Below are 25,143 nucleotides of genomic sequence, written 5' to 3'. Positions count from 1 at the left end.
AACCACACCCATGGCCAACACCTTCTACCACCGCGTCTTCAACCCGCTGCCCGGCCAGCGCGTGGACGAGCAGGTCCTCAAGGACGAGTTCCAGCGCGTCGAGCTGGGCTTCGACGGCGTGGCCGGGCAGACCGGCCAGCTCGCCACCGGCCTGGCCACCAAGGCCAACCTGGCCGGCGGCAACGCCCTCACGGGGGACCAGTCCGTCACCGGCAACGTCACGGTGACCGGCACCGTCACCGCCGCCACGCCCGTGCCGCCGGGCGACAACAGCCAGGCCCTGGCCAGCACGAACTGGGTGCAGGCCTGGGTCAGCGCCCAGGCGGGCGGGGCCATCGGCCTGCCCGTGTCGCCGGTGCAGGCCCGGCCGCTGGCGCTGTTCGTGGTTGCCGGCGTGCACCAGTGGGCGCCGGTGCAGTCGCGCAGCAAGGTTTTCTTTCTTTCAGGAGCTTGATCGACATGGCCAACGGACGTCTTTTTGCGCTGGACCTGGCTGCGGCCACGGCCACCACCCTCTACCAGCCAGCCACGCTGACCGGCACGCTCACGCTGTCGCTGGTCAACCGCAACACCTGGGCCGTGCTGGCCCGGGTGGCGCTGGCCGCCGCAGCCACACCCACCGATGCGGAGTGGATCGAATACGACGTGTACCTGCCACCCTCGGGCGTGCTCGAGCGCACGGCCATCGTGGTCGGTCCGGGCCAGTACCTGGTGGCCCGGGCCAGCGCGGCCGGGGTGTCGGCGGTGGGGTTTGGGTTCGAGGAGTAGGACGCAGCGGGGGCAGGGTAGGGGTGGGGTGGCGCCCTGTCGCCTGTATGCAACGAAGCGGACCCCACCCGAACGGGTGGGTACTAACCCCTAAACCGTTGCGCCAGCACGCGCAACCCGCACAGGGGTGGGTATTTGTGCTCTTTTGGAACGGTAAAACTGTCGCCCCAAAGGGCCTTTCTGAGATAATTGAACCGTGTGCGCCGTGCACACGCTAACCAATGAAATCAGGAGAGGGCCGTGCGCGCTGCGTTCGCCGTTCGGGCGTGGGCTGCGATAGCACCGGGCCTGCAAAGTCAGGAGCAATGGCTGCAATGGGCCAAGGCCCCGGTGTGCCCCGTGGGGGACACGGCGGTCGAGCTGCCCCACGTGCCCGCCATGTCGCGCCGCCGCCTGGGCCACTTGGCGAAGATGGCGGTTGCCGTAGCCGACACCGTGCTGCCGCCCGCAGACGGCGCCGACATCCCCGTGGTCTGGGCCTCGCGCTATGGCGATGCCGACAAGGCGCTGGCGCTGCTGCGCACCCAGGCCCTGGATGAACCCCTGTCGCCCACCGCCTTCGGCCTGTCGGTGCACAACGCCGTAGGGGCCCAGCATTCCATTTTGCGCGGCATGCGCGCCAACGCGGTCTGCGTTGCCTCCTCGCACTGCGCGCCCGAGGCCGGTGTGGTCGAAGCCCTGGGCCTGCTCAGCGATGCACCTCCGGGTGCGGCCGAGGTGCTGCTGGTCTGCTACGACGAGGTGCTGCCGCCCGACTACGCGGCCTTCCACGATGAGCCCGCAGCCGAATACGCCTGGGCCGCCTTGCTGGCGCCCCTGCAGGCGGGCGAAGCAGGTTTCGTGCTGCAGGCGCTCGACGACGATGCGCCGCAGGGCGAGGGCCAGGTGGGCGGCTTGCCGCACGGGCTTGATGCGCTGCATTTCCTGCTGCAGGGCGAGCGGCAAAGCCTGGTGCGTGGCCATGCCTCGGGCCGATGGATGTGGGAGCGCGTGCATGCTTGAAGTGATCAACCGCGCCTGGCGCATCGTGGCCACGGGTTTCTGCTTTTCCGTGTTTGGCCTGGGCGGCATCGTGCTGGGTATCGTGGTGTGCCCCGTGGCCATGCTCTTCGTGCGCGGTGCCGCGCGCCAGCAGCAGCTGTCGCAGACCATCATCCATTACTGCTTTCGCGGCTTCGTGGGGCTGATGAACTGGGTGGGCGTGATCTCCTACGAGGTGCATGGCGCCGAGCGCCTGAATCGCCGGGGCCTGTTGATCCTGGCCAACCACCCCTCGCTGATCGACGTGGTGTTCCTGATCTCCTTCGTGCGCCATGCGGACTGCATCGTCAAGGCGGCGCTGGCGAGCAACCCCTTCACGCGCGGCCCCATCCGGGCGGCGGGCTTCATCACCAATGGCGATGGTGCGGGGCTGCTGGAGGACTGCGTGCGTTCGCTCAAGGACGGCAACAACCTCATCATCTTCCCGGAGGGCACGCGCACGCCGCTGCAGGGTGCCAACCGGCTGCAGCGCGGCGCCGCCCATGTGGCGGTGCGCGGGCGCATCGACATCACGCCCGTGCACATCCACAGCAGCCTGCCCATGCTGACCAAGGGCACGCCGTGGTGGAAGGTGCCCGTGCGCAAGCCGCACTTCACCATCGAGGTGCAGCCCGACATCGCGGTGCAAGAATTCTGTGACTCGGCCGCCAGCGAAACGCTGGCCGCGCGCCATGTGACCGAGCACCTGTCCGTACAACTATTCAGGGGACCTGCCTGTGCTTCAACTTGAGCAAGAAATCAAAGAAATAATCATCTCCAGCCTGGCGCTCGAAGACATCGCGCCCGAGGACATCGACCCCGCAGCGCCGCTGTTCGTCGAAGGCCTGGGCCTGGATTCGATCGACGCGCTGGAGCTCGGCCTGGCCCTGCAAAAGCGCTATGGCCTGAGCATGTCGGCCGACTCGGAGCAGACGCGCAAGCACTTTGGCAGCGTGCAGGCGCTGGCCGCCTTCGTGGCCGCCAGCCGCACGCACTGAACCGGGCGGCCTTCACGGAAAAATCCAACATGAACAAAGAAGCCATCTACGAACGCATCGCCGCCATCCTGCGCGAGACGTTTGAAATCGACGCCGCCCGCATCACCCCCGAGGCCCGCCTGTACGACGACCTGGACATCGACAGCATTGACGCCGTGGACCTGATCGTGCAGCTCAAGCCCTGGGTGGGCAAGCGCCTCAATGCCGACGCCTTCAAGTCGGTGCGCACCGTGCAGGACGTGGTCGATGCGCTGCACCAACTGGTGAACGACGCCGCCCCCGCCGCCTGAGACGGTCCGAGCGCCCGGCGACCTGCCCGCCATGCACAAGATCGTGACCGCCGTGCTGGTGGTGCTGACGGTGCTGTACCCGCTGGGCGTGTACCTGGCCATGGGCCATGTGGCGCCGCAGTGGCTGGCCGTGCTGCTGGTGGCGCTGGCTGTGCTGCGCGCCCTGGTCACGCGCCAGCGCTTCTGGTGGGCCGTGGCCTTGGGCGCGGCGGTACTGGCCCTGGCCGCCTGGTGGCAGGGCGATGCGCTGGCCGTCAAGCTCTACCCGGTGCTGGTGAATGCCGTGCTGCTGGTGGTGTTTCTGGTCAGCCTGCGCCACCCACCCACGGTGGTCGAGCGCCTGGCCCGGCTGACCGAGCCCGACCTGCCCGCCGCCGGGGTACGCTACACCCGCAAGGTGACGGCCGTGTGGTGCGTGTTCTTCGTGGCCAACGGCGCTGCGGCGGCCTATACCGCCGCCTTCAGCAGCGATGCTACCTGGGCGCTGTACAACGGGCTCATCGCCTATGTGCTGATGGGCTGCCTGATGGGTACCGAGTGGTGTGTGCGCCAGTGGGTCAAGCGCCGTGGCGCGCTGGCCTGAGTTTGAATTTCCCGTCCCTGTCCAACAACTCCAAGAATCCAGGAATCGAGCAAAGTGAACGTATTTACAGCGCTGTCTGAAGTGGCCTTGCCGCAGGCACGTGCCGCCGCGCATGCGGTGGCGGCTATCGGCGGTCGTACGGTGCAGCACGCCGACTGGGTGCTGTCCGTGCAGGCCTGGTGCGCCGCCTTCCAAAAGGTGCAGGGCACCGAGGTGGGCCTGTATTTCGACGACCCGCTGGCTTTTGCCGCCGCGCTCTGGGGCGCCTGGCACGCGGGCAAGACCCCGGTGCTGGCCAGCGACCTGCAGCCGCACACCCTGGCGCACCTGCTGCCCCAGGTGCAGGCCACCGCGGGCCTGCTGCCCGGTGCCTTGCAGCCTGATGCAGCCGGGGCCCCGGCCGTGGTGCTGCAGCCCCTGTCCCTGTGCGATGCGCGGGTGGTGCTGTTCACCTCGGGCTCCACAGGCGTGCCCGAGCGCATCGTCAAGCAGCTGTCGCAGCTCGATGCCGAGGTGCACGCGCTGCAGGCGGTGTTCGGCCCCATGGCGCAAGCGCCCGGCCTGCGCACGCTGGCCACCGTGTCGCACCAGCACATCTACGGCCTGCTGTTCCGCGTGCTGTGGCCTCTGGCGGCTGGCCGGCACCTGGGCACCGGGTTCCTGCGCTACCCCGAAGAGCTGGTGACGCAGCTGTCGCAGCCCGGGCCTGCGGTGTTGATCTCCAGCCCCGCCATGCTCAGCCGCCTGCCGGATGCGCTCGACTGGGCGGCCGCATCCCAGGGCCTGCGCGGCATCTTTTCATCGGGCGGCCCCCTGCCGCCCGAGGCCTCGGCGCATTGCCTGGCATTGCTCGGCCATTCGCCCACCGAAGTCTTCGGCAGCTCCGAAACCGGCGGCATCGCCTGGCGGCGCAGGGCAGAGCAGGGCGATGCCTGGCAGCCCCTGCCGGGCGTGCAGGTGCGCCTGGCCGACAGCGGCTGCCTCTCGGTGCGCTCGGGTCACCTGCCCGATGCCGATGCCTGGTGGGAGACCGCCGACCGCGCGCTGCCGCAGGACGGCGGCGCCGGCTTCGTGCTGCAGGGCCGGGCAGACCGCATCGTGAAAATCGCCGAAAAGCGCATCTCGCTGACCGCCATGGAAACCACGCTGCTGGCCAGCGACTGGGTGGCCGCGGCCCGGGCCGTGGTGCTCGAAGCGCCGCCCGCCGCCGACCGCGTGGGCATGGTGCTGGCGCTCAGCGACGCCGGCTGGCAGGCGCTGCAGCAGCGAGGGCGCCGCGGCCTGGGTGCCGCACTGCGCGCGATGCTGGAGCCTTGCGTGGACCGCGTGGCCCTGCCGCGCAGCTGGCGCTACGTGCTGCGCATGCCGCAGAACGCGCAGGGCAAGACCACGCAGCACGACCTGCTGGCGCTGTTTCGCCCGCTCATGCCGCAGCCGCTGTGGACGGAGCGCGGCGACCTGCGGGCCACGGCCACGCTGCAGGTCGACCCCGGGCTGCGCGTGCTCGACGGGCATTTCCCCGGCGCGCCCATCGTGCCCGGCGTGGCGCAGCTGCACTGGGTGGTGACCCTGGGCACACAGGCCTTCGGCATCCCGGCGGCCTTCATGCGCGCCGAGGTGGTCAAGTTCCAGCAGCCTATCCTGCCCGGCACCAGCGTGCAGGTGCAGCTGCAATGGGTGCCCGACAAGGGCCAGCTGCAGTTCTCGCTCACGTCCCACCGAGGCCCGCACGCCAGTGGCCGCCTGGTGCAGGGAGGTGCTGCATGACGCACGCCGCATTCAACCCCGTCGCCATCATCCCCGTCTACAACCACCCCACCACCATCGCCCGCATGGTGCAGGGCGTGCTCGGTGCGGGCCTGCACTGCATTCTGGTCGACGACGGCTCCGAGCCCGGCTGCGCCGCCGTGCTCGACGCGCTGGCCGTGCAGCACGGCGCACAGCTCACCTTGCTGCGCCTGCCGCAGAACCAGGGCAAGGGCGGCGCCGTGATGACCGGCATGCGCCATGCGCTGGCGGCAGGCCACAGCCACGCCCTGCAGATCGATGCCGACGGCCAGCACGCCGTGGCCGACATCCCCGCCTTCATCGCGCTGGCCCGCGCACAGCCCGGCACCATGGTCTGCGGTGCGCCGCGCTACGATGCCAGCGTGCCCAAGGCGCGCCTGTACGGTCGCTATGCCACGCATGTGTGGGTGTGGATCAACACCTTGTCGCTGGACATCGAGGATTCGATGTGCGGCTTTCGCGTCTACCCGCTGCGCGAGGCCATCGGCGTGATGGACGGCGCGCGCATCGGCAAGCACATGGAGTTCGACACCGAGATCCTCGTACGCATGCACTGGAAGGGCGTGCCCTTCGTCACCCAGCGCACGGCCGTGACCTATCCGCAGGACGGGCTCTCGCACTTTCGCGTGTGGCGCGACAACGTGCTCATCTCGGGCATGCACACGCGGCTGTTCGGCGGCATGCTGCTGCGCAGCCCCCTGCTGCTGGCGCGCAAGCTCGTGGGGCGGCGCCGTACCGGGCACGCGGCATGACGGCACCGGCGCCCGACGCCAAAACTGCTGCCGCAGCGGCCGAAGCGCCGCACTGGGCGCAGATGGGCGAGAACACCTTCGTCGCCGGCATGTGGCTGCTGTACCAGGTGCACCGGTTCCTCGGGCGCTGGCCGTTTCTGCTGTGCCTGTACCCCATCGTCGCCTACTACTGGCTGGCCAGCCCGGTGGCGCGTCGCTCGTCGCTGCAGTACCTGCAGCGCATGCAGGCGGCCCACAGCCTGTGGCCCCACATGCCGGGCTGGCGCCAGAGCCAGCGGCACTTTCGCATGTTTGCGCAGGTGATTCTCGACAAGCTGCTGGCCCTCACCGGGCGCTACCGCTTCGACCGCGTGGCCTTCACCGGGCGCGAGCAGTTCAGTGCGCTGCTCCAGCAGCAGGGCCGGGGCGCCGTGGTGGTCACCGCGCACATGGGCTGCATCGAGCTGTGCCGGGCCATTGCCGAGCGGCACTCGGGCTTGCGCTTGAGCATTCTGGTGCACACGGCCCATGCGGAGCGCTTCAACCGCGTGCTGCAGCGCCTGGCGCCCGACAGCGGCGTGCAGCTGCTGCAGGTGACCGAGTTCAACGCCGCCACGGCCATGATGCTCGGCGAGCGCGTGGCCCGCGGCGAGCTCATTGCCATTGCCGGCGACCGCGTGCCCGTGCGCGAGGGCCGCGTCACGCATGCCACCTTCCTCGGGCACCAGGCGCCGTTTCCCTGTGGTCCCTACGTGCTGGCCTCGGTGCTCGAATGCCCGCTGTATTTCATGGGCTGCGTGCACGATGGCGCAGGCTACGCGGTCGAATTCGTGCCGCTGGCCGAGCGCGTGCTGCTGCCGCGTGCCCGGCGCGAGCAGGCGTTGGCCGAGTATGCGGGCCTGTTCGCGCAGCAGCTCGAGCGCATGCTGCGCAAGGCCCCTTACGACTGGTTCAACTTCTTCCCCTTTTGGGATCAGGCGGGCCCGGCGCGCCCCGTCCCCGTTGCATGATTGCCTGCATGATCCACCTTTACGCCCCCACGCCCGCCCGGAGGCTGCCGCATGTCCACTGAGAAAGAGCTGGCCTCACGCGAGCGGCTCAGCCATGAGATCGAGATCACCCCCGCGTTCTACGACATCGACGTGATGGAGATCGTCTACCACGGCCACTACGTGCGCTTTCTCGAACTGGCGCGCAGCGCGCTGCTCGCAAAATTCGACTACGACTACCCGCGCATGCGCGAATCGGGCTATGGCTGGCCCGTGGTGGACATGCGCCTCAAATACGTGCGCCCGGCCACCTTCGGCCAGGTGCTCAAGGTGCGCGCCACCATCACCGAGTGGGAGAACCGCCTGCGCATCGACTACCTGATCAGCGACGCCGCCACGGGCCAGAAGGTCAACAGCGCCCACACCATCCAGGTGGCGGTGGACATGCAGACCCGTGCCATGTGCTTCGTCTGCCCGCCCGTGCTGTGGCAACGGCTGGGGGTGGCGCCATGAGCCTCATCGCCTGGACAAAAAGAACCGTGTTGGGGGCCGCACTGTGCGCCCTGGCGCTGTCGGCTACGGCCCAGACTGCTCCCTCAGCAACGCCTGCCGCGCAGGACCTGCTGGCCCAGGTGCGCCAGCGCGTGCACGACGCACCCGTGGTGCGCGGCGGCTTCGAGCAGCTCAAGACCGTCAAGGGTTTCAAGCAGCCGCTGCGCTCCAGTGGCGACTTCGTCGTGGCGCGCGGCAAGGGCATCGTCTGGCATGTGCAGAGGCCCTTCGAGTCCACCCTGGTGGTGCGGCCCGACAGCCTGCAGTCGCGCGGCAGCGACGGCAAGCTCACCACGCAGATGCGCGCGCAGGACGAGCCCGTGCTGCGCACCGTCAACGCCATGCTGTTCTCCGTCATGTCGGCCAACCTGGCCGAGCTGGCCCAGCACTTCGAGGTGACGGGGCAACTGGCCGCCAAGGGCTGGTCGCTGCACCTGGTGCCGCGCGACCCCACGCTGGCCCAGTGGCTTGCCGCCGTGGAGCTGCAGGGCAACCAGTTCGTGCAGGAGGTGAAGCTGCAGGAGGCACGCGGTGACAGCAGCCTGATCCGCATCCTCACCCCCGTGGCCGAGAACGCGCTGCGCCCGCAGGACGCGGCGCAGTTCGAATGACCGCGCACACCCCGGTGCAAGACGCCCCCCCCGGCTGGCTCTGGCGCACGGCCGCGCTGGCCTGGCTGCTGGTGGTCATCGCCGTGGGCGTGCACCAGTGGCAGTTCTGGAAGCACGACGGCATCGACACAGATGTGATGGCCCTGCTGCCCGTGAACGAGCAGGCACCCGACGTGGCCGTGGCCACCGAGCAACTGGTGGGCCAGATGTCGCGCCAGGTGGTGGTGCTGCTTGGCGCCAGCGAGTGGGCCGATGCGCGCGCCGCGGTGCAGGTGTTTCGCCAGTCCCTGGCCACCGGGGCCGGTGCACGCCTGCGCGAGGACCCCATCGCGCAAAAGACCTCCATGGAGGCTGCGCTCGGCTTCTACCAGCCCTGGCGCGAGCGCCTGCTCACGCCTGCGCAGCGCGGCATGCTGGCCAGCACGCCCGATGCCGCGCTGGTGCAAAAGGCGCTGCAGGACCTGTACCAGCCCGCCGTGCAGGCCCGTCTGTCCGACTGGGTGAGCGACCCCCTGGGCCTGTGGACCCAGTGGTGGACGGCGCGCGGCGCGCAAAGCCAGGCCCGCCCGCGCGATGGCGAGCTGTGGGTGGCGGCCGACGGCCAGCAATGGGCCGTGCTGCAGTTCACGCTGGAGGGCTCGGCCTTTCGGCTGTCGGGCGAGCCGGTGCTCGATGGCGCCCTGCAGACTGCGCTGGCCCAGGTGCGCGCGAAGTGGCCCGGTGCCCGCATGGTCACGGCCGGCGTGCCCCTGCATGCCGAGGCGGCTGCAGTGCAGGCCAACTGGGAGATCAACACCATCGGCTGGGGCTCGCTGGCCGGCGTGCTGCTGCTGGCCTGGATGGCGTTCCGCTCGCTGCGGCCGGTGGCGCTGGTGGGAGTGTCGCTGCTGGTGGGCTGCGCGGTGGCGCTGTCGGTCACGGCGCTGTTCTTCGGGCAGGTGCACCTCTTGACCCTGGTGTTCGGCGCCAGCCTGGTGGGCGTGGCGGAGGACTATGGCATCCACTACTTCGCCAGCCGCCAGGGCGCGCCGGCGCGCAGCCCGCATGGGCTGATGCGCGCTCTGATGCCGGCGCTGTGGCTGGCCCTGGGCACCAGCGCCATCGCCTACCTGGCGCTGGGCGCGGCGGCCTTCCCGGGCCTGCGGCAGATGGCGGTGTTCTCGGTGGTGGGGCTCACGGCCGCCATGCTCACCGTGGTCTGCTGGTTCCCCTGGCTCGACCGGGGCACCATGCCGCACAGCCCCCTGGCCCAGCGCATCGGCCAGACGCTGATGGCCTGGCCGCGCTGGCGCCATGCGCTGCCCGGCTCGGTGGCGGTGTGCGTGGCCATGGCGCTGCTCTTGTGGCTGCTGGGCGGCCTGCGTGCGCAGGACGACGTGCGCCAGCTGCAGAACGCATCCACCCCGCTCGTTGCCCAGCAGCGCCAGGTGGGCGAGGTCCTGGGCCTGCCCAGCCCCGCGCAGTTCTACCTGGTGCAGGGCAACACGCCCGAGCAGGTGCTGCAGCGCGAGGAAGAACTCAAGGACCGGCTCGACGCCCTGGTGGCGCGCCAGCTGCTGGTGGGCTACAGCGGCGTGTCCGACTGGGTGCCCTCGGCCCGGCGCCAGGACAGCGATGCCCAATTGGTGGCGCGCGCACACGAGGCCGTGTTCAAGGGCGTGAACGCCGAGCTCGGCGAAAGCTTTGCCCGGCCCGCCATGCCGCCGCCTACGCCCATCACAGTGCAGGCCTGGCTGGCGCAGCCCATCTCGGCCGCCGCGCGGCCGCTGTGGCTGGGCGAGCGCGACGGCAGCTACCGCAGCCTGCTGATGCTGCGCGGCGTGCGGGACCTCGCATCGCTGCCCGAGCTGGCCGGCGCTGCCGAGGGCCTGGAAGGCGTGGCCTGGGTCGACAAGCCGGCCGAGATATCCGCCCTGCTGCAGCGCTACCGCATCTCCATGACCGAGCTGCTGCTGCTGGGCCACGTGCTGGTGCTGGCCGCCCTGTGGCTGCGCTTTGGCCGCAAGGCCTGGCGCGCCTGGATGCCTACGGTGCTGGCCAGCCTGGTGGTGGTGGGCGTGCTCACCGCCTTTGGCGCGCCCTGGCAACTGTTCAACGTGCTGGCGCTGATGCTGCTGCTGGGCGTGGGCATCGACTACGGTATCTTCCTGCAAGAGCACGAGGACGACCCCCATGCCTGGCTGGCGGTGGTCATCGGCGCCGGCAGCACCTGGCTGTCGTTCGGGCTGCTGGGGCTGTCGGCCACGCCGGCACTCAAGGCCTTTGGCCTCACACTCATGCTCGGCCTGCCGCTGGTGCTGGTGCTGGCGCCGCTGTTTCGCGGCGCCACGGACAACAAGGAACATTGATGCAACAACGCCGACTGGAACAGACCGAGGTGCTGATCGTGGGCGCGGGCCCCTCGGGCGCCGTGGCTGCCGGCCTGCTGCGCAAGCAGGGCCGCCAGGTGCTGGTGCTCGAAAAGGAGACGTTTCCGCGCTTTTCCATCGGCGAGAGCCTGCTGCCGCAAAGCATGGCCTATATCGAAGAGGCCGGCATGCTGCAGGACGTGGTGGAGGCGGGCTTCCAGTACAAGAACGGCGCGGCCTTCGCCAAGGGCGACCTGCGCACCGACTTCGATTTTCGCGACAAGTTCTCGCCCGGCTGGGGCACCACCTACCAGGTGCAGCGCGGCGACTTCGACAAGGTGCTGGCCGATGCCGCCGCCAAGGCCGGTGCCGAGGTGCGCTACCGCCACACGGTGACCGCCGTGGACGTGTCGGGCGAGCGGCCCGAGGTGTCGGTCACCTCGCCCGAGGGCGAGGAATACACCGTGCAGGCGCGCTTCCTGCTCGACGCCAGCGGCTTCGCGCGCATCCTGCCGCGCCTGCTGCGGCTGGAGCGCCCGTCGGACTTCCCGGTGCGCGGGGCGCTGTTCACCCACATACAGGACGGCATCGCCCATGGCGACATGGACCGCAGCAAGATTTTGATCACGGTGCACCCGGTGCACCACGAGGTCTGGTTCTGGACCATCCCCTTTGCCGGCGGCCGCTGCTCGCAGGGCGTGGTGGCCACACCCGAGTTCCTGGCGCGGTATGAGGGCAGCGAGGTCGAGCGCCTGCGCGCCATCATTGCCGAGACGCCGAGCCTGGCCCACGTGCTGCGCAACGCCGTGTGGGACACGCCGGGCCGCTCCATCACCGGCTATGCAGCCAACGTCACCGCGCTGTGGGGCAAGGGCTTTGCGCTCTTGGGCAATGCGGGCGAGTTTCTGGACCCGGTGTTCTCCAGCGGCGTGACCATCGCCGTCACCTCGGCCAGCCTGGCCGCGCGCTGCATCGCGCGTGCCTGGCGCGGCGAGGCGGTGGACTGGCAGCAGGACTATGCCGTGCCGCTGCAGGCAGGGGTGAACACCTTTCGCGCCTTCGTGCAGGGCTGGTACGACGGGGGCTTTCAGGACGTGATCTTCCACGAGCAGCACAGCAACCCCGAGATTCGGCGCATGATTTCCTCCATCCTCGCGGGCTACGCCTGGGACGCAAAGAACCCCTATGTCGCCGAGCCGCAGCGCCGCCTGCAGGTGCTGGGCGAGGTGTGCCGGCAGCAGCGGCAGGCGCCAGGCCAGGGGGCTGTGCCTGCATGAACCTCGCGCGAATTCCTGGTGGCCTGGCCGCTGCGGTGTGTGCCGTGCTGCTCGCAGGCTGTGCATCGCTGGGCGCCCCCGATGCCACGCGCAGCCCCTTGCTGGCCCTGGCACCCGCAGCCCTGCGCTGCGAGGTCGCTGTGCAGCAGCGCCTCACCGTGGAGGTGCCCGGCCGGCCCGCGCAGCAGCTCGAAGCCCTGCTCGAAGTGGATGCCGAGGCCGTGCGCCTGGCCTTCTTCGTGATGGGGCAGGGCATGGGCACCCTGGTGTGGGACGGCTGGCAGTGGGACAAGCAGCTCTCGCGTTACTGGCCCGCGCAGCTCGCCCCCGAGCAGGTGCTCAGCGACCTGCAGCTCGCCTTCTGGCCCGCACGCGCCGTGCAGCGCGCCGTGCAGCCGCCCTGGAGCGTGGAAGCAGGCCCCACTGGGCGCCGCCTGCTGCGCGACGGCCGCGAGCAGGTGCGCGTGCAGTTCATCGGCAACTCTGCCGTCGAGATCATCTACCCCGGCGGGCCCTTCACCTTGCGCGTCGAATCGCCCGGGGGCTCCCAACTGTGCGCCCCGGCGCAGGAGCCTTCGTGACCACCCGCCCGCATGTCTATTTGAACGCCGCGTCGGCGTACAGCGCGCTGGGCGTCAGCGCGCAAGCGATGCGCGCCAACCTCTTGTCCGCCACCGACCCTGAGACCCTGCAGCGAACCGACCGCTACTCCCCCGGCCGCACCCTGCCGCTGGGTTGCCTGCCCGAGGGCGCGGTGCTGCCTGACCTGGCCTTTGCGCCGCCGCACCAGCGCTCGCGCAACAATGCGCTGGCCTGGGGCGCCCTGCAGGCGCTGCAGGGCCCGGTGCAGCAGGCCATTGCCCGCTGTGGCCCCACGCGCGTGGCCCTGGTGGTGGGCACCAGCACGGCGGGCATCGAAGAGGGTGAGGCGGCAGCCCGCCACCTGGCGCGCGAAGGGTGCTTTCCCCCCGGCTTCGAGTACCCCGTGCAGGAGATGGGCAACGTGGCCGCATTCCTGGCCCAGCACCTGGGCATCCGCGGGCCTGCGCACACCATCTCCACCGCCTGCTCCTCGGGCGCCAAGGCCCTGGCCTCGGCCGCGCGGCTGCTGCAGTCCGGCATGGCCGATGCGGTGGTGGCCGGAGCCGTCGATGCGCTGGGCCGCTTCACCGTGGGCGGCTTCAGCGCGCTGGAGGCGGTGTCTGCCGAGCGCTGCAACCCCCTGTCGGCCAACCGCCGGGGCATCAACCTGGGCGAGGCGGCGGCCTTCTTCGTGCTGAGCCGCGACGCGGGCCCCGTGCGCCTGGCCGGCTGGGGCGAGTCGCAGGACGCGCACCACATGTCCGCCCCCGACCCCACCGGCCAGGGCGCCGTGGCGGCCATGCAGCAGGCGCTGGCGCGCGCGGGCATGCAGCCGGCCGCCGTGGACTATGTCAACCTGCACGGCACGGCCACGCCGCACAACGACGCCATGGAGAGCCGGGCGGTGCAGGCCGTTCTGGGCCTGGATGTCGCGGTAAGCTCCACCAAGCCGCTCACCGGCCATGCCCTGGCCGCCGCCGGCGCGCTGGAGGCCGCCGTGGCCTGGCACGTGCTGCAGCACAATCCGCAGGGCGTGTTGCCCGTGCACTGGTGGGATGGCGCAGCCGACCCCACCATGCCGGCCCTGGCCGCCGTGGCGCCCGGCATGCAGCTGGGGCGCGCGGCGCGCGTGGTGATGAGCAACTCCTTTGCCTTTGGCGGCAGCAACAGCACCTTGCTGTTCGAGGCCGCTTGATAGAGTGACGACAAGCCGATGAGCAGTGAACTTCTACCCATAGAGAACTACGTGCCCCACCGCAGCGCCATGCTGCTGCTGGACCGCCTGCTGGCCGCCGACGAAGAGAGCGCCGTTGCCGAGGTCACGGTGCCGCGCGACGGGCTTTTCATGCACGACGCCGGCATGCCCTCGTGGGTGGGCATCGAGTACATGGCGCAGACGGTGGCGGCCTGGGCCGGCTGGCGTGCGCTGCAAAAGGGCAGGGCGGTACAGATCGGTTTTCTGCTCGGCTCGCGCCGGTACGAGACCGCGCAGCCCTTTTTTTCGCCCGGTACCCGCCTCACCGTCAGCGTGCGCTGCGAGCTGCTGGGCGACAACGGCCTGAGCATGTTCGACTGCCGGATCGAAGCCGATGGTGCGAAAGAGTTGGCAACCGCGCGCATTTCCGTCTTTGAGCCGGTCGACGGGAACGCCTATATTCCACCATCGCCCGCCACGGGCCAGTGTTCCGTCCCGTAAACAGATGCCAAAAATAAAGCCGATGGATTTCGTGCCAGGGCAAGGCGCAAACCGCAGCGATAGCCGTAGCTATCGCGAGGATTTGCAACGCGGCCCTGGTGTGAAAGACGCGGCTTTATTGGAATTTATTTGCGGGACGGGACACTGGTGACCGGGCCGCCAGACCCCAGGCAAGCCCACCCCACACAGACAACAGGCCATCGATACCGAGAATGAACGAGCTGACGAAGACAACCCCACCACCAACGCCCACTGCTGCCACCACCGTGTTGGTGACGGGCTCCAGCCGCGGCATAGGCCGGGCCATCGCCCTGCGCCTGGCGCGTGACGGCCATGACATCGTGGTGCACTGCAGGAGCGGCCTGGACCAGGCACACAGCGCCGTGGCCGAGATACAGGCCCTGGGCCGCAGTGCGCGCGTGCTGCAGTTCGACGTGGCCGACCGCGTCGCCTGCGCCGCAGTGCTGGAGGCCGACATCGAAGCCAACGGCGCCTACTACGGCGTGGTCTGCAATGCCGGCATCGCCATGGACAACGCCTTCCCCGCCATGACCGGCGAGGAGTGGGACCGCGTGGTGCACACCAACCTCGACGCCTTCTACAACGTGCTGCACCCGCTGGTGATGCCCATGGTGCGCCGGCGCAAGCCCGGGCGCATCGTCACACTGGCATCGGTCTCGGCGCTCATGGGCAACCGGGGCCAGGCCAACTACAGCGCGGCCAAGGCCGGCGTGATCGCCGCCACCAAGTCGCTGGCCATCGAGCTGGCCAAGCGCGACATCACCGTCAACTGCGTGGCCCCGGGCCTGATCGACACCGAAATGGTCAGCGAAGAGGTGCTGGAGCACGCCCTGGCGATGATTCCCATGCGCCGCATGGGCACGGTGGACGAGGTGGCCGGCGTGGTCGCCTTCCTGCTGGGCCCCGAGGCCTCGTACATCACGCGCCAGGTGATCTCGGTCAATGGGGGGATGGTCGGATGAGCACTTCAACAACAACAGGCAAGAAGCGCGTGGTCGTCACCGGCATCGGTGCCCTGAGCCCGCTGGGCAACGACTGGGCCACGGTGCGCAGCCAACTGCTCAGTGGCCGCAACGTGATCCGCGTGATGCACGAGTGGGAAGGCTACGAGGGCCTGAGCACCCAGTTGGGCTGCACCGTGGCGCCCTTCGAGCTGCCCGCGCACTACAACCGCAAGACCATGCGCAGCATGGGCCGCGTGGCGCTGATGGCCACCCGCGCCACCGAGATCGCGCTGGAGAACGCCGGCCTGCTGGGCGACCCCTTCGTCAAGAGCGGGCACATGGGCGTCTCGTACGGCTCGTCGGCCGGCACGCCGGCCGCCATCGGCGACTTCGGCCGCATGATGGCCGAGAAGAGCACCGAAGGCATCAACGCCAACACCTACATCAAGATGATGTCGCACACGGCTGCGGTGAACATGGGCGTGTTCTTCGGCGCCACAGGCCGCGTCATCCCCACGTCCAGCGCCTGCACCTCGGGCAGCCAGGGCCTGGGCTATGCCTACGAGGCCATCCAGAGCGGCAAGCAACTGGCCATGCTGGCCGGTGGCGCCGAAGAGCTCGACGCCACCCAGGCTGCAGTGTTCGACACCCTGTTCGCCACCAGCACCAAGAACGGCACGCCCGAGCTCACGCCCCGGCCTTTTGACGCCCACCGCGACGGCCTGGTGCTGGGCGAGGGCGCCTGCACCTTCGTGCTCGAAGAGCTCGAACATGCCCAGGCGCGCGGCGCGCAGATTCTGGGCGAGATCATCGGTTTTGCCACCAACTCCGACGGCACCCACGTCACCCACCCCAACCCGGTCACCATGGCCCAGGCCATGCGCATGGCACTGGCCGATGCCGGCCTGGCGCCCGAGGCCATCGGCTACATCAATGCCCACGGCACGGCCACCGACCAGGGCGACATCGCCGAAACCACCGCCACGCACGCGGTGTTTGGCGGCGCAGTGCCCGTGAGCACCCTCAAGGGCTACATGGGCCACACTCTGGGCGCCTGCGGCGCACTGGAGGCCTGGATGACGCTGGAGATGATGCGCGAAGGCTGGTTCGCCCAGAACGCCAACCTCACCGAGCCCGACCCGCGCTGCGGCGCGGTGGACTTCATCATGGGCCAGGCGCGCCAGCGGCAGACCGACGTGGTGATGAGCAACAATTTTGCATTCGGCGGCATCAACACATCCTTGATTTTCAAACGTTGGAGGGAGTAAGTAATGGGAACTGAGAAATCCTTCGCCCGGGGCAGCGCCCTGGCCATCGGCGCCGTGCTGGCGCTGGCTTTGCACAGCGGCGGTGTGCATGCGCGCGCCGAGGCACTTGTCGATGCACCGCAGGTCGTCTTCACCAGCGCCTACGTGCCCACCCCGGCGCAGGTGCGCGACCGCATCATCCTGGCCGGCCAGTCGCTGGGCTGGGCGGTGACCCGCGAAACCCCGGGCACGGTGGAGCTGCAGTACGACAAGAACGGCAAGCACATGGCAGCCATCGTGGTGCGCTACGACCACACGGGCTACAAGATCGACTACCTGAACAGCTACAACCTCAACTACGCCGAGGGGGGAAATGGTCGCCTGATCCACCCCAACTACAACCGCTGGATCCGCAACCTCATGCAGCGCATCAGCGGCGGTGCCTGAATCCCGGCGCGCAGCGCCGGGGCACGCAAACAAACCATTCGAAACCGCCCCTCCCACGCGGAGAGGCACCACAGGAGAATCCGCATGAAGCAATGGATCGTGGCACTGGCCGCGCTGTCGGCCCTGGGCGCGGTGCACGCCCGCAATACCGTTCTGACACTGCCCCTGGACGAGGTGGTGCGCATGGGCGTGGAGCAGGGCAAGCTTGACGGCAGCGTCAAGTTCTACCTCTCGGGCGCCAAAACGCCCCGGGTCAGCGCCCGCCTGGGCGAAGACATCGCCAACAAGAAGACCAACGGCGTGGGCAAGGACGATGCCTATGGCTGCAAGTGGGCGGCGCTGTCGGCGCTGATCGCTTTCCAGGAATCGGCCAAACAAAAGGGCGCCAACGCGGTGGTGGACCTGCACAGCTACTACAAGCGCGCCACCGTCAAGGACCCGGTCAGCTACCAGTGCCATGCCGGCGCGGTCGTGATCGGCGTGACGCTCAAGGGCACATTCGCCAAGGTGTGAAGCCACCCGCCGGGTGGCCTTGCCGCCCGGGCCCGCGCGCGCCCCGGCCATCCATCCATCCATCAAAACAAAGAGATCGAAAAGAGGGAAGCAAAGCATGACCATCAAGAAAACGATCCTTGCACTGGCCCTACTGGCTGGCGCAAGCATGGCCGCCCACGCAGAAAAGGTACTGCTGCTGCCCCTGGAAGAGGCCGTGCAACTGGGCCTGGAGCTCAAGAAGCTCGACGGCAGCGTCAAGTTCTACCTGTCGGGTGCGCCCACGCCCGAGGGCGGCACCGCCATCGGTGAAGAAACCGCCAACCGCAAGACATCCTCCGGCGGCCGGACCAAGGAAGAGGCCTGCCACTGGGTGGCCCTGTCCACGCTGATCTCGCTCGAAGAATTCGCCAAGAAGCGCGGCGCCAACGCCGTGGTGGACCTGCACAGCACCTTCAAGGGCAAGGTCTACAAGGACCCGGTCAACTACGAATGCCACGCGGGCAGCATGCTCACGGGCGTGACCTTCAAGGGCACCTACGTCCGTTTCGGGCAGTGACGACTACCACCCCGGCGCTGCAACTGCTGCTCGCCGCACAGGCCCCTTTGGCGGCCCGCGCGCAGCAGCAAAACGCACCGGAGTGGCTGACGGAGAGTGAAACGGCCCGGCTGGCCGGCATGCAACACCCGGCCCGGCGCCAGGAGTTCATCGCCTGCCGTTACGCCCTGCGCCACCAGCTGGCCATGGCCCGCGGCACCACCCCCGACCACTGGCGGCTGGACGCGCCCGAGGGCAGGGCGCCGCACCTGAACGCGCAGCACCATGGCGATGAAGCAGCAGCCGCCACCCACTTGTCCCTGTCGCACAGCGGCGCCTGGCTTGCCTGCGCGGCGGCCCCGCACCCGGTGGGTATCGACCTGGAGGTGAAAGACCTGCACGCCAGCCGGCGCGATGTGCTCGCCCTGGCCGGCATGGCCTGCACGCCAGGGGAGTTGGCGCAGCTGCAGGCGCTGGACGATGGCCCTGCACGCCAGCGCCACTTCCTGCAGATCTGGAGCCTCAAGGAGGCCTATTTCAAATGCACGGGGACGGGCGTGGATTTCGCGGCGATCCGGCGCATCGTGTGCCAGCCTGCGGGCCTGCCAAGCCAGGGCCAGGTTCTGGCGCATGCCAGGGCATGGCACGGAGCCACGGCGGGCGGCCATGCGGTGCTGTTGTCGGTGTGCGTGCTGGGGGCCGGGGGCTTGCCGCCGTGTTCCCTGCAGGTCGATGCGGACGTCGCATGGCAGGGCGACGGCGACTGGCTTCTGGTGGCGTTGCCGGGCTGAGCCGGTGGCCGGCGTCAAGCTGTAGGCGGTTACTTCCCTGGAGTTTCCCCAGGAATTGCCGACGAGCGATTTTTCATAGGGGGAATGTGGCCTGCCCGGAGGGACTCGAACCCCCGACCTATAGCTTAGAAGGCTATTGCTCTATCCAGTTGAGCTACGGGCAGACAGCGCCAACGTTGCGTTTGGCGCTATTATTTTGATGGTGTTCGCGGGGCGATCCGCGAATCCAAGCTGTGCAGGTACCGAATGATACCTGTTCGGGCGGGCTGGATTGGCCAAACGGCAGGCCGTGCTGCGCTGCCCAATCCGCAAGAACATTGAATGATTGATTGAAGGAGGGTGCATGCAAGGATCGGAAGACAGCTGGGCGGCGGCCATGAAAGAGGCGGAGTCTCCCGAGGACCGGGACCCGGCGCTGTGGGCCAAGTGCTTTGCCGAAAGCGAAGGCGACGAGCAGCGCGCCAAGGCGGCCTACATGCGGGCCAAGGTGGCGGGCGGCACGCCGCCATCCGCTACGGCGGCTGCAGAAGAGCCGCCAGCCGCCAAGCCCCGCAAGAAGCGGCTGTTGCCCTGGTGGGGCTGGGTCCTGCTCGCCCCGGTGATCGCCATCGGGGGCCTCATGCTGATCGGGGCCCTGATGCCCGACAACCCGGAACGTGATGCGCGCTGGCGGGCGCAGGACGCCATCAAACTGTGTTGGAGCGAGCAGGGCCGCAAATCCCTGGACGCGTCGACGGCGTGGTTCGTTGCGGGCGCCTGCGAAAAGATGGAGCGCGACTACGAAGCCCGTTGGGGGCGCAAGCCCTAACCGATCCGCCGCGCTACCATCCGCCCCGCACACTCAGGCAGCTCACCTCGTTCTTGGTGTGCAGCAGCTTGCTCGGCGGTACCACCACCACCGCCTGGGCGTTCTTGCGCAGGGGCTTCTTGAGCAGAACATGCACGGTATTGGGGGGCTTCGCCTTTTGTGAACAGCTGTCGACCCAGAAGTCCAGCACCAGGCCCGTGATCGTGCGGCCGGTGCCGTTCTCGATGTGGACGAAGGTAGTGTCGTCCTCGTACTGCCACCAGGTCTGCGAGTCGTTCACATCGTCCACGTCGAAGACCTTGCGCTCGGTGGTGGGGACGATGCGAGCGCGGATTTCAGCGAGCTTGCCCTCGTTCACCTGGTCCTGCAGTTCCTCCACGCGATCATGGTAGCTCTGGGTGAGCTTGGGCGCAGCCTTGGCTGCCGGTGCCGCCGCCTGCTGGGCCCAGCACGGTGCGGGCGATGCCAGCACCAGCGCCAGCGCGAGACCGGCCATGGCCAGGAATCCATGAGGGTGGCGGGAGAGGGGGCCTGCGGCATGCCCGGCGGGGAAGGGCAGGGGGGTGGTGGTGAGTGGGAGCATGGGGTGAATTTCAGGGCGCAGCATTGCCCTTGATTTTTGCACCGCGCGTGCTTGCGGTTATAAGATTGCTGACCGCTTGTGTGAACTAAGGCACGCTATTTGCCTGCGTGTTCCAGGCAAGCACCCGCCCAGTTTTTTCCACCGCCTTTCACCACCATGCCCCACAGCGTCAACCTCATCCACACCATCGCAGCCGCGCTCGGGCTGGCGCTGGCGCTGGGGTTTGTCGCCACGCGGCTGCGCCTGCCGGCGCTGGTGGGCTACCTGCTGGCCGGGGTGGTGATCGGGCCGTTCACGCCGGGCTTCGTGGCCGATGCGGCCATGGCCAGCCAACTGGCCGAGATCGGCGTGATGCTGCTGATGTTCGGCGTGGGGCTGCACTTTTCTCTCGGTGACCTGCTGGCGGTGCGCAAGATCGCCGTGCCGGGGGCCGTGGTGCAGATCATGGTGGCCACGCTCATGGGCATGGGCCTGGCTTACTGGTGGGGCTGGGGCCTGGGCGGGGCGCTGGTGTTCGGCCTGTCGCTATCGGTGGCCAGCACAGTGGTGCTGCTGCGCGCGCTCGAAACCCTGGGCATCCTCGAGACGTACACCGGCCGCATCGCGGTCGGCTGGCTGGTGGTCGAAGACCTGGTCATGGTGCTGGTGCTCGTGCTGCTGCCGCCGCTGGCCGGCGTGCTGGGCGGCAACGGGGCCAGTGCAGATGCCTCGGACCTGGCCAGGACCCTGGGGCTCACCCTGCTGCAGGTGGGCGGCTTCGTGGTGCTGATGCTGGTGGTGGGGCGCCGCGTGTTTCCCTGGGTGCTGTGGCAAGTGGCCCGCACCGGCTCGCGCGAGCTGTTCACGCTGTGCGTGGTGGCCGCGGCCGTGGGCATCGCCTTCGGCTCGGCCGCGCTGTTCGGCGTGTCGTTCGCGCTGGGGGCCTTCTTCGCGGGCATGGTGATGCGCGAGTCGGAGTTCAGCCACCGCGCCGCGCAGGAATCCTTGCCCCTGCGCGACGCCTTTGCCGTGCTGTTCTTCGTCTCCGTGGGCATGCTCTTCAACCCCGCCGTGCTGTGGGACCGCCCCCTGCAGGTGCTGGCCGTGGTGGCCATCATCATGGTCGGCAAGACCCTCGCGGCCGCAGCCCTGGTGCTGTCGTTCCGCTACCCGCTCAACACCGCGCTCACCGTCTCGGCCAGCCTGGCGCAGATAGGGGAGTTCTCGTTCATCCTGGTGGGCCTGGGCGCGTCGCTGGGCCTGCTGCCGGCCGAGGGCACGAGCCTGGTGCTGGCCGGCGCGCTGATCTCCATGGCGCTCAACCCCATGCTGTTCCACGCGATTGCGCCGCTGCAGGGCTGGCTGCGCACGCGCTCGGCCCTGGCGCGCCGGCTCGAAGAGCGCGACGACCCCCTGGCCGAGCTGCCCATGACCACGCACGCCAAGTTCCTCGCGCACCAGGTGGTGCTGGTGGGCTACGGCAAGGTCGGCCGCCGCCTGGCCGCCGCATTGGCCGCCAACGACGTGCCCTTCGTGGTCGCCGAGCAAAACCGCGAGCTGGTCGAAGCCCTGCGCGCCAAGGGCATCGCCGCTGTGTTCGGCGACGCGGTGGAGCCCGCCGTGCTCATCCAGGCCCACATCGCCCGCGCCGCCATGCTGGTCATCGCCACGCCCGACACCTTGAAGGTGCGCCAGATGATCGCCACCGCCAAGCTGCTCAACCCCATGATCGAAACCGTCATCCGCAGCCACAGCGAGCAGGAGGCGCGCCTGCTGGAGGAAGAGAATGGCAGCACCGTCTTCCTGGCCGAAGAGGCCCTGGCCCAGGCCATGGTGCGGCATGTGATCGACCGCGCGAACGACATGGCGCGGCATGGGACGGCGACGACGCCGGCGCGCTTGCATGGGTCGGGGTGAGGGGCTGTTCTGGTGCTGTTGCGCGATCCAGTGATGGATGGCAGGTTTCGGCCAGGAGCTGTCGTTCGATAGTTCACCCCCTCTTGAGGGGATACCTCAACCATTGCCCGCACCGAGATCATGCGCTGTGGGCCGCCAGACGTCGATCTTTGAGCACGTCGGAACATCGAGCGTCTTTCGCGTGTTTTCAGCGTGACCGTTGGCACAGAGAATGAAAGCGCTGAAACCCATTGCTGGCCCTGACCCAGACAAGTTGCGTCACCCGGTCAATGCAACAGCGACGCGCTCAGCCCCGGAAAGACAAGCCTGCACTGTCAAGGACAGCTTGGCGCAGCCATACATGAGGCGGATCGCGTTCCAGACGGCGTGGCCAGATCATGGACACGGACGATCCGCGCACGCGCAGTGGCACTTCACCCAACTCCATTGACAGCAGGTTCGATGCAGCGCGCGCCACCGGGCTGGGCAACGTGGCCAGCAGTGGGCTGTTGGCGGTGATAAAAACAGCTGCCGCAAAATCGGGCACCGTGACTTGTACCCGGCGCGTTGCCCGTCCCCGCTTGCGCAACGCTTCATCCACCTGATTGCCAAAGGCGCGTTCGATGTGAACTGCCACATGTGCCATTTGCAGGTACTCCTTCAAAGTGGTCGGCAGCGGTTCGCCTTTTCGCCGCACGCACATCCAGGAGTCCTCGATAAAAGGGGTACTCGCACACCACCCAGGACAGAACTCTTGTGGACCGAACATGATTTCGGCCTCGCCACTGGCAAGCAGGTTCTCGGGATTGCCCGTAACAGGGAGCAGAGAAATATGCACATGGGGTGCATGGTCGTGCAGCCAGCTGACGATGGAGCCCATCAGCGCGACCGCTGCGTAGTCCGAACTCACAATGCGGAAATGCGCCTTGTCCCGCAACGGATCGAACGCACGCGGTGGGTTGAACAACTGCTGAACTTCGCTCAAACTCAATTTCAACGGCCCACGCAACGCGATTGCACGCGGGGTGGGCGCGAGTCCTCGCCCATGGGGAACAAACAGCGGGTCATCAAAGCATTCCCGCAGCCGCCCCAACATCCTGCTCACCGCTGGTTGGGACCGATGGAGCCTTCCTGCGGCTGCGCTTACAGAACCGGTGTCCAAAAGCGCATCCAGTGCAATCAGCAGATCCAGGTCCAGTCCTGACAGTTTCATATTCTGAATGGGTTCATCTGAAATATGCAATAGACGCATTGATTCTAGATCTTGATGATTGAGCCATCAAGCACTGATGAACCTCCTTCGTGAACACTCTCAAACACACCTTGCCGGGATCTTCCGTCCTAACAGCAGCACTGACACCCAATGCATCGGGCAATTCAATGCCCGGACCCCATCGCGCAATACCCTCCAGCGACAGTTGGCCTGTTTCTGAGCAGGACACACAGATCGTGACACTGACGGCGTCTGACTTGGCACGCAAGATCCAGGCACGGGAGCTCAGTTCTGTTCAGGTGGTGCGGGCGTTTGTCAGCCAGATCGCGCGTTACAACGAAGATTTCAACGCTATCGTCGTGCTGGATCTGAACGCCGCAATGGAACGTGCACAGGCTGCGGACCAGGCGTTGGGGCGCGGTGAGATCTGGGGCCCGTTGCATGGAGTTCCCGTGACGGTGAAGGATACCTATGCAACACGCGGGCTGCGCACGACTGCCGGCTCATCTGATCTGGCCAACTACGTTCCCGAAAATGACGCCGTTGCGGTGGCTCTTTTGCGCCAGGCGGGGGCCATTGTCCTGGCCAAAACCAATGCCGCAACGCTGGCGATGGATATGCAGACGACCAACACCCTGTTTGGAACCACCAACAACCCCTGGAATGTGAAACTGACCACAGGCGGTAGCAGCGGTGGGTGCGCTGCCGCGGTCGCCTCGCACATGTCGCCTCTTTCCTTCGGCTCCGACTTGGCGGGCTCGATCCGCCTTCCCGCCGCTTACACCGGTGTCTGGGGCTTGCGGCCAACCCATGGTGTTGTGTCGATGCTTGGCCATATCCCACCCAAGCCCGACGAGGTGGACGGCATCAGGACCATGGCTGTGTTGGGGCCTTTGGCCAATAGTGTCGAGGATCTCGAACTGGCCTTGTCGGTGCTGGCGCGAACCTCGCCCGAAGACGCAACGGTCGCTCCGCTGCATCCTCGATCCGCCCAACCGGTAGCGTTGACAGGTCTGAAGATTGCCTATGCGGTCGAGTTGGGGGGAATGCCTGTCGGTGTGGACGTCAAGAAGGCCATTGAACAGGTGGTGGACGCGCTGCGCGCAGCAGGCGCAATTGTCGAAAAGGCCGAACCCCAAGGCTTTTCGTACCAACGCACCTGGGAAACCTGGGGGGCACTTGTAGGGATGCAAGGCGGCTATGAGCGCTCGAACCTTGCACGCCGCATCGGGCGCATGTTTGCAGGAAAATCGGTAAAAGATATCCCCCACCAGCGCAGGATCCTCGACCCGATCTCCGTTGAAAGCTACATGCGAGCGCTGACAGAGCAGGCGCAGCAAACCAATGCAATGGAGCGATTCCTCATTGGCTATGACGCATGGATCGTCCCTGTCTCGCCGGTGCCCGCTTTTGCGCACCACAAGCACAGCCGGACATTCGGAATCTTCAATGTGTACGATGAGCCGCTGTCAGTGGATGGCAAGGCTGTGCCGTACTACAACGTCACGCAGTCCTACACGACATTGTTCAGTGTCACAGAGGGCCCCGTGGTCTCCATACCCGCATCTCAGACCGCACAAGGTTTGCCCGTCGGCCTTCAGTTGGTCGGCCGCCGCTTTGACGACTGGCATTTGCTGTCTGTCGCCAAAGCAATGGAGCCACTGCTGGCAAGATTGCGGCCCAACCGTGGAGCCAACGGCATTGGCGCACTCGGCGCGGCGATAAATGAATGAATAGCTGAACTCTGGCCGTGGCCGACAATTGGGCCGTGACCTGCGCATTGCCGCTGCGCATCACGATCAGGCTCAGGGCCAGTGCAAAGCCACCGCCCTGGCCGCACCCGGGCATCACGGCCTCCGGTCGCGCTGCTGCCCAGACCGCATAGGGCCCATGGGCATGCGCCACTGGACAATTCGTCCAGTGCGGCACGAGAGGCACCATCTATCATCGC

General features: G+C 67.8%; 28 protein-coding genes and 1 tRNA gene. 26 read left to right on the top strand and 3 right to left on the bottom strand.

Translation table 11 applies throughout. From position 1 onward, the window contains the following. Positions 1-10 precede the first annotated feature (10 nt). The 23 genes from ASE28_RS20175 to ASE28_RS20065 all read left to right on the top strand — a co-directional run bounded on the left by ASE28_RS20175 (position 11) and on the right by ASE28_RS20065 (position 18,713). Positions 11-454 carry a hypothetical protein gene (locus ASE28_RS20175; RefSeq protein ID WP_057268228.1) on the top strand — a complete coding sequence of 148 codons (444 nt, stop codon included), beginning with the start codon at positions 11-13 and terminating at the stop codon, positions 452-454. Positions 455-459: 5 nt separating this feature from the next. Continuing rightward, entirely contained in the window at positions 460-768 is a 309-nt protein-coding gene (locus ASE28_RS20170) for a hypothetical protein (RefSeq protein ID WP_057203445.1), read from the top strand. 240 nt (positions 769-1,008) lie between these two features. Next, a complete protein-coding gene (locus tag ASE28_RS20165) occupies positions 1,009-1,770 on the top strand; it encodes a beta-ketoacyl synthase chain length factor (RefSeq protein WP_082608173.1) in 762 nt (253 codons plus the stop codon). Further along, positions 1,763-2,539 carry a 1-acyl-sn-glycerol-3-phosphate acyltransferase gene (locus tag ASE28_RS20160; protein ID WP_057268226.1) on the top strand — a complete coding sequence of 259 codons (777 nt, stop codon included), beginning with the start codon at positions 1,763-1,765 and terminating at the stop codon, positions 2,537-2,539. Before ASE28_RS20165 ends, ASE28_RS20160 begins: the two co-directional genes overlap by 8 nt. After that, positions 2,526-2,786, top strand: a complete 261-nt coding sequence (locus ASE28_RS20155) for a phosphopantetheine-binding protein (protein WP_007855388.1) — start codon at positions 2,526-2,528, stop codon at positions 2,784-2,786. Before ASE28_RS20160 ends, ASE28_RS20155 begins: the two co-directional genes overlap by 14 nt. 29 nt (positions 2,787-2,815) lie before the next feature. Further along, positions 2,816-3,076 (top strand): acyl carrier protein, encoded by a 261-nt coding sequence (locus tag ASE28_RS20150; RefSeq protein ID WP_057268225.1) that lies wholly within the window; start codon positions 2,816-2,818, stop codon positions 3,074-3,076. A gap of 31 nt (positions 3,077-3,107) precedes the next feature. Then, positions 3,108-3,659 carry a hypothetical protein gene (locus ASE28_RS20145; protein WP_057203375.1) on the top strand — a complete coding sequence of 184 codons (552 nt, stop codon included), beginning with the start codon at positions 3,108-3,110 and terminating at the stop codon, positions 3,657-3,659. 54 nt (positions 3,660-3,713) lie between these two features. Beyond that, positions 3,714-5,426, top strand: a complete 1,713-nt coding sequence (locus tag ASE28_RS20140) for an AMP-binding protein (protein ID WP_057268224.1) — start codon at positions 3,714-3,716, stop codon at positions 5,424-5,426. Next, positions 5,423-6,199, top strand: a complete 777-nt coding sequence (locus tag ASE28_RS20135) for a glycosyltransferase family 2 protein (protein ID WP_057268223.1) — start codon at positions 5,423-5,425, stop codon at positions 6,197-6,199. Before ASE28_RS20140 ends, ASE28_RS20135 begins: the two co-directional genes overlap by 4 nt. After that, entirely contained in the window at positions 6,196-7,188 is a 993-nt protein-coding gene (locus ASE28_RS20130; protein ID WP_057268222.1) for an acyltransferase, read from the top strand. Before ASE28_RS20135 ends, ASE28_RS20130 begins: the two co-directional genes overlap by 4 nt. 51 nt (positions 7,189-7,239) lie before the next feature. After that, complete coding sequence (locus ASE28_RS20125) at positions 7,240-7,680, top strand: thioesterase family protein (RefSeq protein WP_057268221.1); 441 nt, start codon at positions 7,240-7,242, stop codon at positions 7,678-7,680. Next, on the top strand, positions 7,677-8,330 hold the full coding sequence (locus ASE28_RS20120; protein ID WP_057268220.1) for an outer membrane lipoprotein carrier protein LolA: 654 nt from the start codon (positions 7,677-7,679) through the stop codon (positions 8,328-8,330). The genes ASE28_RS20125 and ASE28_RS20120 overlap by 4 nt, the downstream gene beginning before the upstream one ends. Next, positions 8,327-10,678, top strand: coding sequence for an MMPL family transporter (locus ASE28_RS20115; RefSeq protein WP_057268219.1), 2,352 nt, complete (start codon positions 8,327-8,329; stop codon positions 10,676-10,678). Before ASE28_RS20120 ends, ASE28_RS20115 begins: the two co-directional genes overlap by 4 nt. Then, positions 10,678-11,955 (top strand): NAD(P)/FAD-dependent oxidoreductase, encoded by a 1,278-nt coding sequence (locus tag ASE28_RS20110; RefSeq protein ID WP_057268218.1) that lies wholly within the window; start codon positions 10,678-10,680, stop codon positions 11,953-11,955. The genes ASE28_RS20115 and ASE28_RS20110 overlap by 1 nt, the downstream gene beginning before the upstream one ends. After that, a complete protein-coding gene (locus tag ASE28_RS20105; protein WP_057268217.1) occupies positions 11,952-12,536 on the top strand; it encodes a DUF3261 domain-containing protein in 585 nt (194 codons plus the stop codon). Before ASE28_RS20110 ends, ASE28_RS20105 begins: the two co-directional genes overlap by 4 nt. Continuing rightward, a complete protein-coding gene (locus ASE28_RS20100) occupies positions 12,533-13,732 on the top strand; it encodes a beta-ketoacyl-ACP synthase (protein WP_057268262.1) in 1,200 nt (399 codons plus the stop codon). Before ASE28_RS20105 ends, ASE28_RS20100 begins: the two co-directional genes overlap by 4 nt. Positions 13,733-13,750: 18 nt before the next feature. After that, positions 13,751-14,233 carry a dehydratase gene (locus tag ASE28_RS20095; protein WP_057268216.1) on the top strand — a complete coding sequence of 161 codons (483 nt, stop codon included), beginning with the start codon at positions 13,751-13,753 and terminating at the stop codon, positions 14,231-14,233. Between the two features lie 212 nt (positions 14,234-14,445). After that, positions 14,446-15,216 (top strand): 3-ketoacyl-ACP reductase FabG2, encoded by a 771-nt coding sequence (locus ASE28_RS20090; protein WP_057268215.1) that lies wholly within the window; start codon positions 14,446-14,448, stop codon positions 15,214-15,216. Continuing rightward, entirely contained in the window at positions 15,213-16,466 is a 1,254-nt protein-coding gene (locus ASE28_RS20085) for a beta-ketoacyl-ACP synthase (protein ID WP_057268214.1), read from the top strand. Before ASE28_RS20090 ends, ASE28_RS20085 begins: the two co-directional genes overlap by 4 nt. Before the next feature lie 3 nt (positions 16,467-16,469). Next, positions 16,470-16,892, top strand: coding sequence for a hypothetical protein (locus tag ASE28_RS20080; protein WP_057268213.1), 423 nt, complete (start codon positions 16,470-16,472; stop codon positions 16,890-16,892). 84 nt (positions 16,893-16,976) lie between these two features. Then, positions 16,977-17,405, top strand: coding sequence for a hypothetical protein (locus tag ASE28_RS20075; RefSeq protein ID WP_057268212.1), 429 nt, complete (start codon positions 16,977-16,979; stop codon positions 17,403-17,405). 97 nt (positions 17,406-17,502) lie between these two features. After that, a complete protein-coding gene (locus tag ASE28_RS20070) occupies positions 17,503-17,943 on the top strand; it encodes a hypothetical protein (protein WP_057268211.1) in 441 nt (146 codons plus the stop codon). After that, on the top strand, positions 17,940-18,713 hold the full coding sequence (locus ASE28_RS20065) for a 4'-phosphopantetheinyl transferase superfamily protein (RefSeq protein ID WP_057268210.1): 774 nt from the start codon (positions 17,940-17,942) through the stop codon (positions 18,711-18,713). The genes ASE28_RS20070 and ASE28_RS20065 overlap by 4 nt, the downstream gene beginning before the upstream one ends. 87 nt (positions 18,714-18,800) lie before the next feature. Here the strand turns inward: ASE28_RS20065 and ASE28_RS20060 are convergent. Then, a tRNA-Arg gene (locus ASE28_RS20060) sits at positions 18,801-18,877 on the bottom strand. A gap of 179 nt (positions 18,878-19,056) precedes the next feature. Here ASE28_RS20060 and ASE28_RS20055 point away from each other — a divergent pair. Continuing rightward, complete coding sequence (locus tag ASE28_RS20055) at positions 19,057-19,521, top strand: hypothetical protein (protein WP_057268209.1); 465 nt, start codon at positions 19,057-19,059, stop codon at positions 19,519-19,521. Between the two features lie 13 nt (positions 19,522-19,534). On the opposite strand, the gene ASE28_RS20050 is transcribed toward ASE28_RS20055, so the two are convergent. Then, entirely contained in the window at positions 19,535-20,104 is a 570-nt protein-coding gene (locus ASE28_RS20050; protein ID WP_157422061.1) for a hypothetical protein, read from the bottom strand. 156 nt (positions 20,105-20,260) lie between these two features. Between ASE28_RS20050 and ybaL the strand changes: the two genes are divergently transcribed. Continuing rightward, complete coding sequence (gene ybaL, locus ASE28_RS20045; RefSeq protein WP_057268207.1) at positions 20,261-22,000, top strand: YbaL family putative K(+) efflux transporter; 1,740 nt, start codon at positions 20,261-20,263, stop codon at positions 21,998-22,000. 286 nt (positions 22,001-22,286) lie between these two features. Here the strand turns inward: ybaL and ASE28_RS20040 are convergent, their stop codons facing one another. Further along, positions 22,287-23,231, bottom strand: a complete 945-nt coding sequence (locus ASE28_RS20040) for a LysR family transcriptional regulator (RefSeq protein WP_082608171.1) — start codon at positions 23,229-23,231, stop codon at positions 22,287-22,289. A 218-nt stretch (positions 23,232-23,449) separates the two neighbouring features. On the opposite strand from ASE28_RS20040, the gene ASE28_RS20035 reads away from it, so the two are divergent. Next, positions 23,450-24,925, top strand: coding sequence for an amidase (locus ASE28_RS20035; protein ID WP_162262268.1), 1,476 nt, complete (start codon positions 23,450-23,452; stop codon positions 24,923-24,925). The last annotated feature ends 218 nt before the right edge of the window (positions 24,926-25,143 follow it).

The sequence above is a fragment of the Acidovorax sp. Root219 genome (genome assembly GCF_001428665.1).
GTDB lineage: Bacteria > Pseudomonadota > Gammaproteobacteria > Burkholderiales > Burkholderiaceae_C > Acidovorax.
The sequence above is the reverse complement of the archived record's forward strand: the minus strand, read 5'-3'. Positions and strand labels throughout refer to the sequence as shown.